11 protein-coding genes are annotated in these 14367 nt (G+C 64.9%); 4 read left to right on the top strand and 7 right to left on the bottom strand.

Annotated features, from left to right (window positions below):
- Positions 1-35: 35 nt before the first annotated feature.
- Complete coding sequence (nrdI, locus tag OHB12_RS16050; RefSeq protein ID WP_327120347.1) at positions 36-497, top strand: class Ib ribonucleoside-diphosphate reductase assembly flavoprotein NrdI; 462 nt, start codon at positions 36-38, stop codon at positions 495-497.
- A 62-nt stretch (positions 498-559) separates the two neighbouring features.
- Positions 560-2641 carry a class 1b ribonucleoside-diphosphate reductase subunit alpha gene (gene nrdE / locus OHB12_RS16045; protein WP_327121159.1) on the top strand — a complete coding sequence of 694 codons (2082 nt, stop codon included), beginning with the start codon at positions 560-562 and terminating at the stop codon, positions 2639-2641.
- 395 nt (positions 2642-3036) lie between these two features.
- Here nrdE and OHB12_RS16040 read toward each other — a convergent pair whose 3' ends face one another.
- The 4 genes from OHB12_RS16040 to OHB12_RS16025 all read right to left on the bottom strand — a co-directional run bounded on the left by OHB12_RS16040 (position 3037) and on the right by OHB12_RS16025 (position 9243).
- Positions 3037-4179, bottom strand: a complete 1143-nt coding sequence (locus OHB12_RS16040) for an aminotransferase class V-fold PLP-dependent enzyme (RefSeq protein ID WP_327120345.1) — start codon at positions 4177-4179, stop codon at positions 3037-3039.
- Complete coding sequence (locus OHB12_RS16035; protein WP_327120343.1) at positions 4176-4907, bottom strand: tryptophan 2,3-dioxygenase family protein; 732 nt, start codon at positions 4905-4907, stop codon at positions 4176-4178. Before OHB12_RS16035 ends, OHB12_RS16040 begins: the two co-directional genes overlap by 4 nt.
- A gap of 511 nt (positions 4908-5418) precedes the next feature.
- Complete coding sequence (locus OHB12_RS16030; protein WP_327120340.1) at positions 5419-5649, bottom strand: hypothetical protein; 231 nt, start codon at positions 5647-5649, stop codon at positions 5419-5421.
- A gap of 765 nt (positions 5650-6414) precedes the next feature.
- The gene (locus OHB12_RS16025) at positions 6415-9243 is read right to left on the bottom strand and encodes a helix-turn-helix transcriptional regulator (protein ID WP_327120338.1); all 2829 of its coding nucleotides are present in this window, start codon (positions 9241-9243) and stop codon (positions 6415-6417) included.
- Positions 9244-9747: 504 nt separating this feature from the next.
- Between OHB12_RS16025 and mgtE the strand changes: the two genes are divergently transcribed.
- Positions 9748-11112, top strand: coding sequence for a magnesium transporter (gene mgtE / locus OHB12_RS16020; RefSeq protein WP_327120336.1), 1365 nt, complete (start codon positions 9748-9750; stop codon positions 11110-11112).
- A gap of 121 nt (positions 11113-11233) precedes the next feature.
- Here the strand turns inward: mgtE and OHB12_RS16015 are convergent, their stop codons facing one another.
- The 3 genes from OHB12_RS16015 to nrdF all read right to left on the bottom strand — a co-directional run bounded on the left by OHB12_RS16015 (position 11234) and on the right by nrdF (position 13667).
- Positions 11234-12109, bottom strand: coding sequence for a TIGR03619 family F420-dependent LLM class oxidoreductase (locus OHB12_RS16015; protein WP_327120334.1), 876 nt, complete (start codon positions 12107-12109; stop codon positions 11234-11236).
- 73 nt (positions 12110-12182) lie between these two features.
- The gene (locus tag OHB12_RS16010; protein WP_327120332.1) at positions 12183-12563 is read right to left on the bottom strand and encodes a MerR family transcriptional regulator; all 381 of its coding nucleotides are present in this window, start codon (positions 12561-12563) and stop codon (positions 12183-12185) included.
- Between the two features lie 141 nt (positions 12564-12704).
- A complete protein-coding gene (nrdF, locus tag OHB12_RS16005) occupies positions 12705-13667 on the bottom strand; it encodes a class 1b ribonucleoside-diphosphate reductase subunit beta (protein ID WP_327120330.1) in 963 nt (320 codons plus the stop codon).
- Positions 13668-13909: 242 nt separating this feature from the next.
- Between nrdF and OHB12_RS16000 the strand changes: the two genes are divergently transcribed.
- Positions 13910-14308: a DUF7144 family membrane protein gene (locus tag OHB12_RS16000; RefSeq protein ID WP_327120328.1), complete on the top strand. Its 399-nt coding sequence runs from the start codon at positions 13910-13912 to the stop codon at positions 14306-14308.
- Positions 14309-14367 lie beyond the last annotated feature (59 nt).

The following is a 14367-nucleotide window of genomic DNA, read 5'->3' as shown; positions in this document are numbered from 1 at the left end:
CACTGCCCGGTACTCCGGAGAGGAGGAAGTCGACCATGTCCGAAGGGGCGGCGTTGGTCTACTTCTCCAGCGCCTCGGAGAACACACATCGTTTCGTCGAGAAGCTGGGTTTCCCGGCGACTCGCATACCACTGCACACCGCCGATTCGCTGCGCGTAGACGAACCGTACGTGCTGATCGTCCCCACCTACGGGGGCGGTCGGCACGTACTGGGGGGCCACCGTTCCGACAAGGATTTCGTGCCGCGGCAGGTCGCCAAGTTCCTCAACGATCCGCACAACCGCGCGCTGCTGCGCGGTGTCATCGCGGCGGGCAACACGAACTTCGGCGATACCTATTGCTTTGCGGGCGAGGTGATCTCGCGCAAGTGCGGGGTGCCGTACCTGTATCGCTTCGAACTCATGGGAACCGCTGAGGACGTCGAACGCGTCCGCGAGGGATTGGGATTGTTTTGGCAACAGCAACGACAGCGCCGGCCGGAAAAACAGCTCGCTTAGAGCAGCCCCCGGTCCGCGGCGGCGAAGCGGGCGAGGTGCTGGACTACCACGCCCTCAACGCGATGCTGAACCTGTACGGCCCGAACGGCGAGATCCAGTTCGACAAGGACCGCGAAGCCGCTCACCAGTATTTTTTGCAGCACGTCAATCAGAACACCGTCTTCTTCCACAATCTGGACGAGAAGCTGGACTACTTGATCGACGAGAACTACTACGAGGCAGAAGTTCTCGAACAGTACAGCCGCGGGTTCATCAAGAAGCTGTTCAAGCAGGCGTACGCCAAGAAGTTCCGGTTCCCGACCTTCCTGGGCGCGTTCAAGTACTACACCTCGTACACGCTGAAGACCTTCGACGGCAAGCGCTACCTGGAGCGGTTCGAGGATCGGGTGTGCATGGTCGCGCTCACCCTCGCCGCCGGTGACGAGACGCTGGCGAGCAAGCTGGTCGACGAGATCATCGAAGGCCGTTTCCAGCCCGCTACCCCGACCTTCCTCAACTCGGGCAAGAAGCAGCGCGGCGAGCCGGTGTCATGCTTCCTTTTGCGCATCGAGGACAACATGGAGTCCATCGGCCGCTCGATCAACTCCGCACTGCAGCTGTCCAAGCGCGGCGGGGGTGTGGCGTTGCTGCTGAGCAACATTCGCGAGCACGGCGCGCCGATCAAGAAGATCGAGAATCAGAGCTCGGGCGTCATCCCGATCATGAAGCTGCTGGAGGACTCGTTCTCCTACGCCAACCAGCTCGGCGCGCGGCAGGGTGCGGGCGCGGTGTACCTGCACGCACACCACCCGGACATCTACCGGTTCCTGGACACCAAGCGGGAGAACGCGGACGAGAAGATCCGCATCAAGACCCTCTCGCTCGGCGTGGTGATACCGGACATCACCTTCGAGCTGGCAAAGAAGAACGAGGACATGTACCTGTTCTCGCCCTACGATGTGGAGCGGATCTACGGCAAGCCGTTCGCCGACATCGACGTCACCGAGAAGTACCACGAGATGGTCGACGACAAGCGCATCCGCAAGTCGAAGATCAAGGCGCGCGAGTTCTTCCAGACCATCGCCGAGCTGCAGTTCGAATCCGGCTACCCGTACATCATGTTCGAGGACACCGTGAACCGGTCCAACCCGATCGCGGGGAAGATCACGCACTCGAACCTGTGCTCGGAAATCCTCCAGGTGTCCACGCCGTCGGAGTTCAACGACGACCTGTCCTACGCGAAGGTGGGCAAGGACATCTCGTGCAACCTCGGCTCGCTGAACATCGCCAAGACGATGGACTCACCCGACTTCGCGCAGACCATCGAGATGGCCATCCGGGCGCTGACCGCGGTGTCGGACCAGACCCACATCTACTCGGTGCCGTCGATCGAGCAGGGCAACAACTCCTCGCACGCCATCGGCCTCGGGCAGATGAACCTGCACGGCTACCTCGCGCGCGAGCGGGTGCGCTACGGCTCCGAAGAAGGCATCGACTTCACCGACATCTACTTCTACACCGTTGTCTACCACGCGATCCGGGCCTCGAACCTGATCGCGAAGGAGCGCGGCACCTACTTCGGCGGGTTCCCCGAATCGAAGTACGCCAGCGGTGAGTACTTCGACAAGTACACCGAACAGGTGTGGGAGCCGAAGACCGAACGGGTCCGTCAGCTCTTCGCCGACGCGGGCGTGCACATCCCGACCCAGGACGACTGGCGTGCGCTGAAGGCCTCGGTCATGGAGCACGGCATCTACAACCAGAACCTGCAGGCGGTGCCGCCGACCGGCTCGATCTCCTACATCAACCACTCCACCAGCTCCATCCACCCGGTGGCGTCGAAGATCGAGATCCGCAAGGAAGGCAAGATCGGCCGCGTCTACTACCCGGCGCCCTACATGGACAACGACAACCTCGAGTACTACGAGGACGCCTACGACATCGGCTACGAGAAGATCATCGACACCTACGCCGCGGCCACCAAGCACGTCGACCAAGGCCTGTCGCTGACGCTGTTCTTCAAAGACACCGCTACCACCCGCGATTTGAACCGCGCCCAAATCTACGCCTGGCGTAAGGGCATCAAGACCCTCTACTACATCCGCCTGCGCCAAATGGCTTTGGAGGGAACCGAAGTCGAGGGCTGCGTGTCCTGCATGCTGTAATTTTTGGCAGCGCCTGCGGCGCCGCGAACGGTCGCTCGTAAGACTCGCTCCGGGGGTGGCGGGGATCAAAGTGACCGGTCCGGTCTGCCCGTCGAGCGCGGCCAGCTCGAAGGCCGGAACGTCGGCGATGAGCTGCGCCGTGAGCCGGTCGCACCGAGAGGGCGCAAAGGACGCCTGCTCCACCGGGTCGTCGGCGGTGGGCAGTTCCAGCAGCGAGAGTGCGAGGTAGATCGGGTAGTCGTAACGGTTGTCCGGCTTCGTAACCAGGGCCACGGCCCGTGCAATCCCGGTAGCACAGCGCGGGCCTCGCGGAGCCACAATCTCAACTCAGCCGTGCACATGGAGCCTGCCGCTTGGTTTCGGGACTGCATGGACTTGGTTCGGGACGGTGTGGATCAGGGCAAGCTGCCTCGCGAGAGCCGGTCGTCGCGCAGGGCCGCGCACAGCGAAGCGACGTCCTCGACATCGCTGTAGTAGTGGAACGACAGCCGTACGATGTCGCCGCGGGGGCTGACCGCGATCCCGCGTTCGGCCAGTCGGCGGCCGAGCCCCGCGGGATCGGGGTCGACCAGTCCGATGTGGGCGCCCCGCTGTGTGGGCGGCAGGGTGCGCACCCGCTCGCCCTGCTCGGTCAGCTGCTCGTGAGCCAGCTCGCCCAGCTGACTCACGTGGTCACGGACAGCGGACAGGTTCAGCTCGCCGATCAGGCGCAGCCCGGCGTTGGCGGCGTAGCAGGCGGGCACCGCCGGAGTGCCGGTCTCGAACCGCACGGCAGACGCTGGGAAATCCAGCCGATGGGGGTCGAAGCCGAACGGATCGACCCGGCCGAACCAGCCTGTGAGGCGTGGTGTGTGGTCGGCACGCTCGGGTGAGCGGGCGTAGAGAAAGGCGAGGCCGGGCAGGCCCAACAGATACTTCGCGGTGCCGGCGACGAGGAAGTCGCAGCCCAGGCGCGTGACGTCGACCGGTTCCACGCCCACCGCCTGATATGCGTCGACGAAGACCTCGGCCCCGGCTGCCTGCGCGGCCTGCACCACATCGGCGACCGGCAGCCGAGCCGAGTCCTGGTAGCCGATCAGCGGCACCGACACCAGCCTGGTCTTGCGGTCGATCAGCGAGGTATAGCTGTCTACGGAGTGCGCGGCATGCACGACCTCGGCGCCGCACGGGCGCTGGGCAAGCCAGACGTGGGCAATGGAGGGGAACTCCGCCGTGGTGGTGACGATACGTGGGCGAGCCTGCCAGTTCCGAGTGGAAGCGACCTGGTAGGCGCCGACCGAAGCGTTGGGCACCACGGCCACCTGGTCGGGCCGCGCCCCGATCAGCGCGGCGAACCGATCGCGGGCCTCGCTGACTTGGTGTTCGAACACCTCCCACGGCGCACCGCCGACGGCCATCTCGTCCAGCATCCGCGCCAGCGCCTGGTCGAGTTCCACCGAACGGGCTCCCAGGCTGCAGCTGGCCAGGTGCACAGTCCGCCGAAGCATCGGGAAGCGCGCGCGGAACATCTTTGGGGTGACCACGGAAAGGACGTTCATACGGAACTGGTCGGCAAGGGATCGGCCTGCGGTTCAGCCATGGGCCCGGTGTCGGTCAGGTGGGTGCGAACGTCCCACAGTTCGGGGAAGAACTTGTGCGCTATCAGCTTGGTCAGCATCTCCACCGGGGTACCCTGCGTGCCGGTGACTTGGTGGCCGATGACACGAGTGGTGACCTTGTAGTGCCGCACTCGCCACAGCGAGACCCGCTCGTCCCATTCGATCAATGCTTCGGCCAGCCGGTAGATCTCCCCCTTCCGGTCGGCGCGGTATGTTTCGGCCAGGTCGATCCCGCGCTTCTCGACGAGCGCCGTGAAGGCTTGGCCGAGAGCACGACTGTCCCGCCGCACCGACAGCCAGCCTGGCGAGTCAGCCCCCGAACCGTGACCGAGCACGGTGCGAATGGTCTGGAAGTCCCACGGTGACAGGTAGCGCATCATCTCCAGCTGACCGGTCACCAGTTCGACTGCCAGCGAAGCTCGAGTCAGCAGCGCGGTAGCCCTGTCCAGCTCACCCTCCTGGATGCCCGCGGTCGCCTCGCGCAGTTCGGAGCAGGCCAGCTTCAGCCACAACTCGGTCGACTGGTGGACGATCTGGAACAGCAACTCGTCGCGGTGCAGCACCTCCTCTGGGCGCCGCTGGAGCGAGAGCAGGGCGTCGGTTCTCATGTAACGGGCGTAATCGTTGTCGCCCTCGCCGCTCAGCACCTGCTGCGAGTAGTCCCTCACCGCGCGCCTCCTCCGGCATGCGAACTGCACCACGGCAACGCCAGCCGATTCTGCGCTGATTCGAACCAGGCACCAGTAGAGTTCATGGCGAACTCGGCGTCATCGCTACAGAACAGACTGGACGCCCGTTCTTCCGGGTGAGGATACTCACGTGTTCGGGTTCTTCTCGCCTATGAGAAGTTCCGGTTTGTTTGCGCCGAATGGAGCCGAGTGTCCGCACGGCTGATGTGTGGTCGTCTTGACAAGTGGCAGGTTGGAGCGGACGCGTAAACGTCTGTGCCGGTATCGCTTTCGTTGTCGGGTTGCCGACAACGCCGGGGCTGCTTCGCATTCGAAGAGTTCGATGCCGGAAGTGTCGAAGGCGGCTTCTAAGTCGAGGATGGCGTAGTCGAGGTCGGGGAGGTTACCGAGGTTTTCGACGATCTGCTCGGGGGAGCAGACGGCCGAGGTGCCCCGGTACGGCTCGTCGACTCGGGCCTCGTCGGCGCCGATGAACGGGTCAGGCGCGCGGTCAGGGCCGCAAGGCGTTCTTCGACTTCGGCTTCGGTCGAGCCGATCTCGACGTCGAAGTGGGCGTGGCGTTCATGAGCGTAGCCGGCAGGCATTGCTGGTCGGTGTCGCGCGACTTGTTGATCACCACGTAGACGATGGCATCCATCTCGGCGATAGCCCGCCGGAAGCGGCGATGGGTCAGCGTCGGAAAGTTCAAGGGGGCCAACGGTATTCGTGCGAACTCTGCCACTTCCGCATTCCCGCGCTGCGTCGCGCGGGAGAGGTCGGTGACCTCCGGGCGTGGGGATCCGATCCGAAGAGCGCCCGTACCACGATCGATCTCGGCAACATGATCTCGATGAGGCCGCGGCTGCCAGGTAATGCGTCGTTGCATCCGGCGGGACATCGTCGGCCCAACCCGGCGCCGCTGCCGTCAGGGAAGTCGAGGGTTCAGGATGTCCAGAGGCGCCGACAAGGTAGTGGGCGCATCGTGTGCTCGACGTCGTCGTCGACAAAAACTCTCATGCCACGATTTCGCGCGGACTCCATGAATAGTTCGGCGGCCAACCGTTCGGCTCTATAATCCAACGGCGGGTATCCATGGAATTCGACCCGTATGTGGCGTTGTTTATTAATCGGATTCATGTGGAGTTATCTCACTGATTAGGGCATGCGTGGCATGCTGAGCAGTGTGCGTCTCGGAAGGACTGTCGCCTTCGCCGTCCGTCATGACGTTCTCCTCCGCTCCACGACTCGTACACGGGTGGTTGTGCAACTACCAACCTGCGCCTGTTGGTGCCGAGAAACATCCGCCATGGGACGTAGCATCGAGAATTTCTTGTCGGCCTGTCACAGAACGTGTGCACGAAGCGCACGCCGGGCTCGGACAAGTGCCCTTGGTGCCCGTCACGCAGACTGCGGTCCGCTGCGGCCGCGGGACAAGGCGCGACGACTCACGATCGAGGGAGTTCGCAGGTCCCGTGCGGTTTCGCAGTCGTCGCCCGAAGTGCGGGGCTCAGACTTTGCCCGCGACCTCGATGGCCACTTGTACGCGTGAACTCAACCCGAGCTTGGCCAGAATGCTGGACACGTGTGACTGCACGGTACGCCGGGACAGGAACATTCGGTCGGCGATATCCGAGTTCGACAGCCCCTGCGCCACGGAGTGAGCGACCTTCTGCTCGGTCGGAGTCAGCGCCGCCCACCCGGTCTTCGGCCGCCCGCGCGGACCACGCCTGCCGCGCCGGATCCCGTGCCTGCGCAGCCGTGCCTCAGCTCGAGCAATATCCCACTCGGCGTCGAGGTCCCCGTATAGATCAATGGCGGCGTCCAAGGCCGACCGAGCCTCGGCAGTTCGTTCGAAGGTGGCGAGGACCACAGCGAGGTTCTCCTGAGCCTGGCCTTCGTACAACGGCCGGCCCGCGATCCGGAAGCACTCCGCGGCTTGCGCGAGCAGTTCCGGACGGCGGTCGGACAAGCCTCGGCACAGCAGTGCGGTGCCTCGCCTGCTCGGCGCTGCCTGGCGCGTCACGAGCAGCTCGGCAGCTGCGGTAACCGCCGCCGCGATGTCGTTCGCGCCGCACGTCGCCGCTAATCGCGCCACATCGGGGTAGACGATGTACAGCGTGGAGGCGGTCAATCCCGCCGCGACTCGGCCACACATCCCCCACAAGATTTCCAACGCTTGGCCCGGTCGCCCTTGCGACTCGTGGACCAGCGCCTGAACCCATGGCCGGAATTGCAGGAAGCCGCGGCTACCCAACCGATCGTCCAGGTCCGGGACCGTATCGGGATCGCCGACGAACGTTCCCCGGTGCACCGCGATCAGCGCGGCTTGACTATGCGCGACATTCGCGTAACCGAAAATATCGGGCGCGTCCAGGCAAGCGTGAATCTCGGCCAACCCATCCTCCCAGCGCCCCTCGAGATAGTTCAGTCGAGCACGGGCGAGCAGACTCGAGGCGAGATACACACCGCCGTGGGGTATGGCCACATTCAGTGTCTCGTTCGCCTCGGCGGATCGATCGAGCTCGATCAGACAGTGGACGCGCAAGACATAGGGGTCGAACTGGTCTGAGCGGTCTCGTCCCCGAATCCCCGTCTCGTAGGCGCCCACGACCTGGTCGGCTAGTTCCAACGCGCGGTCGAGATACCCCTCGGTGTAGCGAAGCGCGCCGAGGGTGAGATAGCCGAATCCGCTGGCCACCATGTCATCACAGACCTCACCGACCGACACCGCGGACGTCGCCGCCTCCTCGGCTGCGGCGAAGTCCTCGAGAAAGAAGTAAGTGAGAGCGCGAAAGCCTTGATGGCGCCCCTGCTCCTGCTGAGAAAGACCTGGTCGGGCCAGAGTATCCTCGGCGACGGCTACCGCCTCCCTGAGATGGCCCTGACCGAAGCATGCCTGAGCCAGCAACCACCGCAACCCGTCCTCGCTGTGGCAGTCCGCAGAGCGCAGGGCCGCCAGAGCGTTTTGGGCGGCGGTTTCCGCCTCCGCTGCCTGGCCGCTCCACAACAGCGCTTGGACGTGCCGCATCCGCACGATGTCCTGGTCGCCGGAATCGACGTTCGAGGTGGCCGCCGCCCGTTCGAGCAGGCTGACGGCCAGCTCCGGAGCGCGAATGATCAACAGGCCGGCCGCCCCGATCAACCACTTCAGACTGCGGTTGTCCAGTGGCCCCGAACCGGCGGTCAGACAGTTGGCGACCCGCTCTACCGGGGCGTCCATCGAGATCAACACCTGCGCGGCCCGCAACTGCAGGCTGCGGCGGGTGGATTCCGGCACTTGGTCCGCGAACACCTGCCAAACCAGGTCGTGCCGGAAGGCTAGTTCGCCGCTCGAGCGAGTCAGGATCCCTGCTTCCATAGCCTCGCTGAGGGCGTTCCAGATATCGATGACAGGGCCGCCCAATACTTCGGCGAGTTCCACCGCTTCGACCTGCGGGCCGAGCGCTGCCGCCACCGCCAGCACGCGTCTGGCAGCTTCGGACAGAAAGTCCAGCCGCTGTACGATCGCCTCGGACAGCGACGCAGGAAGCCGAGTCTGTCGAGATTCGCCGGGGGCGCCGCCGTCCACGGAGGTCGCGATGCCGTTCACGATCGTGATTCTGGCCGCCTGGACCAGCCCGGCCACGAGTTCGGTCACGTACAACGGGTTGCCACCCGCGCCCGTCATCACCGCCGTCAGCTCAGGTCCGGGCTTGGCCCCGAGCTGATTCTGCATCAGGGCATCCACCTCGTTGTCGGCAAAGGGGCGAAGGTACAGCCGCTCCGCGCCACGGTCATCGAGATCGCTCAGCAATCGGGACAGGCTCGCCGCGCGTGGCAGCGGTCGCGCCGCGAGCACCATCAAGAGGGGAAGCTCCGAGATGATCTCCGCGATGCTCCGCACCACAAGCAGACTCGACGTATCGGCCCACTGGAGATCGTCCAGGATCAACGCCAACGGCCCATTGGCGCACAGCCCTTCGACCAGCGCCAGGATGGCCTCGACGACTACGAACTCGTGGCTGATCGCCCCCTCGTCACGCACGCCCTCGCCGCGCAGCAGAGTGCGAACGCGCTCCATCAGCGGGTGTTGCGTTCCTCGATCGGTCAACAGGCAAGAATGCACCGCCGCGAAAGGAATGTGCTGTTCCAGCTCTCTGGCGGTACCGCGAAACACCTGCAAACCGTGCGATTCGGCCAGCTGACCGGTGTGCTCGAGCAGGGTTGTCTTGCCGATACCCGGCTCGCCATCGACCCACACCATTCCGCCTTGGCCCGCCGCGGCACGCTCGATGAGGACCGAGATCTGCCCCAGCTCGCTCACCCGACCGACGAATTGGGCAGTTGCTTGCCGCACCCCGCAAGTCTAGACGGCGCGAAACAGGGTCAGAATCCCTACCGACAGCGAGCTCCGGTACGGCCCCTGTGTCCCGCTGGTGTGCGGCAGGTCCACGATCCGGCTCCAGTCGCACTCGTCCCAGGGCTGCGGCGAGGACCGCAGGGCGTGTTGGGGCCGACCGCATGGCGGAGCGGCTGTCAGGGCGGGTGCGCCACGTCACGACCTATCGCCGTGACGGCGACGATCGACCCCGGCTATCGTTGATGGTGAGCGACGTCGCGGAAGCCATGTATTCTGCACGGGGACGTTTCTGGTCCGTTCAGTGTTTCTTGAATGACGCGGCGTCCGAAGTCCGCGGCAACGACGAGAAGGAGGTGGGGTTGCGATGCGCAGCGAACCTCCCAGTCGAACGCCGCGCGGCGCCGCCCCTTCGTATTTCTAGATAGTCGCGACGGCAGGGGCCGCGCCCGCGGTGTGAATTTCGCGCCCTCTATTCACTCACGCATGTGCTGAGGTCCTCCCATGTCGCAGACCGACATCATCGAAGTACGTCCGACGCTGTCCGAATCCCTGCAGGACGTCGTCGAAAGCCACCGTGTGGACGCCGCGCTCGACTGGCTCGACAACCATCCGCCGCACGTCATCGCCGACCAGCTCGCCCGCATGGACGCGGTGCGGGCCGGGATGGCGTTCCGGCTGCTCGACAAAGACCTGGCGCTGGCCGTCTTCGAGGAACTAGAGCCGGTGGACCAGCAGCAGATTTTGCAGAGTCTGCGCGACCAGAACTTCCGCGACCTGGTCGAGGGCATGGCACCCGACGACCGGGCCCGCATGTTGCGCGAAGCGCCCGCCAAGGTTGCCAAGAAGGCGCTGGCCGGGCTGAGCCCGCGCGAGCGACGGATGACCGCGAGCCTGCTCGGCTACCCGGAAGGCTCCGCGGGGCAGTACATGACGCCCGAGGTGGTGGCGCTGCCGCGCGACCTGACCGTCGCCGAGGCGCTCGGCATGGTGCGGGCCAAGGGCGGCAACGCCGAGACGGTGTACACGCTGCCCGTCGTCGACTCGGGCAGGCGCCTGACCGGCATCGTCGAGTTGCGGGAGCTGGTGCTCAGCGAGCCGGACACGATGGTGTCGGAACTGGTCGTCACCGAACCGGCCTTCGCGCGCGCCACCGACTCCGCGGAGAAGGCCGCCCGGTTGATGCGCGAGACCAACGACATCAACCTGCCGGTCGTCGACAGCGAGGACCGGCTGGTCGGGCTGCTCACCATCGACGACGCGGTCGAGGTGATCGAGGCCGCCGACAGCGAGGACGTGGCCCGGCAGGCGGGCTCCGCGCCATGGGAGGGACACTATATGGCGGCCGGGGTGTTCCAGCTGGCCCGCTATCGCGCGCTGTGGCTGCTGCTGTTGCTGTTCGCGGCGACCCTCACGGTGAGCGTGACCGACTTCTTCGAAGGCACCCTGCAGCAGGCCGCGCACCTCGCGTTGTTCATCCCGCTGCTGATCGGGGCGGGCGGCAACGCGGGCGCGCAGGCCGCCACCGCCTGCGTGCGTGCGCTGGCCGTCGGCGAGGTCAGGGTGTCGGACCTGTTCAAGGTGATCTGGCGGGAATGCCGGGTCGGGCTGGTGCTCGGATCGCTGCTGGCCGCCGCGGGCCTGGTGATCGGCGCCCTGTTCGTCGGCCCGCGCATCGCTCTGGTCGTCGGCATCACGCTGGTCCTGATCTGTGGCTGGGCCGCCACCATCGGCGGCACCATGCCGCTGCTTGCGAAGAAGCTGCGGATCGATCCCGCGGTCGTCTCCGCGCCGATGGTCACCACTCTGGTGGACGCCACCGGCCTGATCATCTACTTCACCACAGCCAAGCTGGTGCTCGGGATCTGAGGGCGCGCAGCATGTGGGTGTTCGCGCCGCCTGATCGCAGGACACCGGAATAGCGCGACGGAATCCGGGGCCGCGGTGGCGACGCGGGTTCCGTGATGAGGATGCGCCGCAAACGATCGGTTCAGCCGTGGTTGTTCGAATTACCGATACCGGCACGAAGGCCGAATCGCTCAGCGAATCGGGACATTTGGTCGAGAGCCCGGTCGGGATCGGCGCCGACGACGACTCGTGTCACACCCTGCGCGGCCAGACCCTCGACATGTTCGAGCGGCATGTCGATCGATCCCCAGCGCGTGCACTGCAGCGCTGACGGGTCGCGCCCCGCCTCGATGGCTGCGGCCCTCGCGATATCCATCTGCTCTGCGCGCTCGTCGGGGCCCATGACGCCGCCGGGGAAGTAGCCGTCGCCGCGCAGGCCCGCCCGGCGCGCGGCCGCGCGGCTGGATCCGCCGACATGGATCGGCAAATCAAGCACGCCATAGGGTTTCGGGAAGCTGACCAGATTGTCGAACGCGAAGAACTCGCCATGGTAGCTGACACCGTCGGCACCACCGGACCACAGCAAGCGCATTGCGTCGATCGCTTCGTCGGCACGACGTCCTCGGGTTCCGTAGTCCACTCCCATGGCCTCGGCCTCACCCGGCAAAGTGCCGAGCCCGACAGTCAACAGGCGCATCCGTCCGCGTGACAACAGATCAATGGTCGCGAGGCGTTTGGCAAGGATGACCGGGTGGCGATACGGCAGCAGCAGGACACCGGTACCAAGCAGGATCCGCTGTGTGGCCGCTGCGATGAAGGTCAAGCAGTCGAGCGGGTCCGGATACGGCAACTCGGCGGGAATTTCATGGTTCCCCACCTTCGCGCCGGGATACACCGCGATGTGCTCGGGCACATAGATGGCCTCGAAACCACAATCCTCGGCATGCCTGGCAAAGGTGACGATCCGGTCGGGATCGGCACCGTAATAGGGCGTGCTGTAACTGATCGCGAACTTCATGGGCGCTCCTCGCGCGAAACGGGTCTCGGGGACCCGCCACCGGGCCATGCGAGATCAATCGGTGAACGGGTGATTACGTGAATTCGCAGGCGGGCGGACGTCGCGTGGTCATCGCGTCGGTGAGCTGAATGTGGAGTTGATCCCGTACAGCGCTCAAACGCGCGAGAGCGTCGTCCACTTCGTCGAGCTTGCGCCGCAGCACGGCGACCGAGTCCGGGCACACGTCGCCGGAATCGTTTCCGTCCCGCAGGCAGGTGACGAAGGGGCGGATATCGGCGAGATCGAACCCGGTCTCGAGCAGTGCCCGAATCTTGCGGACGACATGTAGTTCTGTCTCGTCGTAAACCCGGTACCCATTCGTGGAGCGCCGCGCCTGTACCAGCCCGTGCTGCTCGTAGTACCGCAACGTGCGAGTGCTCGTTCCGACCCGCTCCGCCAGTTCACCGATCAGCATCCAACCTCCTCCAAGCGACCGTCACCGCAACGCTAAACGTTGTCGCCGGTGTCAAGGCAAGCGTTGCGCGCCGGTAGCGCAGTCCGCACAACGCAAAACGGCGGCGGATAAATCCGCCGCCGCCCCACTTGTCGGTGTAGCTCAGAACTCCCAGTCCGCGTCTTCGGTGTTGACGGCCTTGCCGATCACGTAGCTCGAGCCCGAGCCGGAGAAGAAATCGTGGTTCTCGTCGGCGTTGGGGGACAGCGCCGAGAGGATGGCCGGGTTCACCTCGGTTTCGTCCTTCGGGAACAGGCCCTCGTAGCCGAGGTTCATCAACGCCTTGTTGGCGTTGTAGCGCAGGAACTTCTTGACGTCCTCGGTGAGGCCCACCTCGTCGTAGAGGTCCTGGGTGTATTCGACCTCGTTGTCGTAGAGCTCGAACAGCAGCTCGAAGGTGTAGTTCTTCAGCTCTTCGCGCTCGGCTGGAGAGACCAGCTCCAGGCCCTTCTGGTACTTGTAGCCGATGTAATAACCATGGACCGCTTCGTCTCGGATGATCAGCCGGATCATGTCGGCGGTGTTGGTGAGCTTGGCCCGCGACGACCAGTGCATCGGCAGGTAGAAGCCCGAGTAGAACAGGAAGCTCTCCAGCAACGTGGAGGCGACCTTGCGCTTGAGCGGATCGTCGCCGTTGTAGTACTGCAGCACGATCTCGGCCTTGCGCTGCAGGTTGCGGTTCTCCTCCGACCAGCGGAACGCCTCGTCGATCTCGCGGGTTGAGCACAGCGTGGAGAAGATCGAGCTGTAGCTCTTGGCGTGCACCGATTCCATGAAGGCGATGTTGGTGAGCACTGCCTCCTCGTGCGGGGTGAGTGCGTCCGGAATCAGGCTCACCGCGCCGACCGTACCCTGAATGGTGTCCAGCAGGGTGAGGCCGGTGAAGACCCGCATGGTCAGTTGCTTCTCGTCAGCGGTCAGGGTGTTCCACGAGGGGATGTCGTTGGAGACCGGGACCTTTTCCGGCAGCCAGAAGTTGCCGGTCAGCCGGTCCCAGACCTCGGCATCCTTTTCGTCGGGCACCCGATTCCAGTTGATGGCCGACACCCGATCGATCAGTTTCATCCTGCCTCCACGCCTTTCCCGAGCATGCTTCTGTTAGGAAATGCTTACCCTTGGAACACTACTCCTTGTGGGTGACGAGTCTGCACAGCACAACACCTTGTGTCGCTGCGATATGCGTCCGTGTGCGGAACAACCGAAGTCGCCGCCGATCCCGTCGGGTGCGAGTCCTGCACCGATTCGGCCACGTGAGCGGCTACGTTGGGCCGACAGGTGTACCACGCGTTACGGAAGGAGTGTGCGCAATGACCAGTCACGGCCCGATCAGCACCCGTCCGGTGCTCAGCGACATGACGATCTTCGCGGGCGTGCTCATCCTCGTCGCCGGTGTTCTGCACCTGTTGACGGCCATCGCGGCGATCGCGGGGCGTGACATCTTCGTGGTGACGGAGGACCAGGTGTTCCTGGTCGACGTCACCGCGTGGGGATGGGTCCACCTCGTGATCGCTGTGCTCTTCGTCGGTGCGGGCGTCGGCATCGTGACCGGCAAGACCTGGGGCTACCTCGCGGGCATCGTGATGGCGGCGATCAGCATTCTGGACAACTTCGTGTTCGCGTCGATCTATCCGTTCTGGGCACTGGTGATGATCGCCATCGACGTACTGGTGATCTGGGCGCTGGCCCGGCAGCTCGCAATCGAATAGTCGGGCGTCCGAACGAGTTTCGGCCTCCGGTCCGCCGAGGACGGGCAGGGGCCGAATTT

Source organism: Nocardia sp. NBC_01730 (genome assembly GCF_035920445.1).
Lineage (GTDB): Bacteria > Actinomycetota > Actinomycetes > Mycobacteriales > Mycobacteriaceae > Nocardia.
The sequence above is the reverse complement of the archived record's forward strand: the minus strand, read 5'-3'. Positions and strand labels throughout refer to the sequence as shown.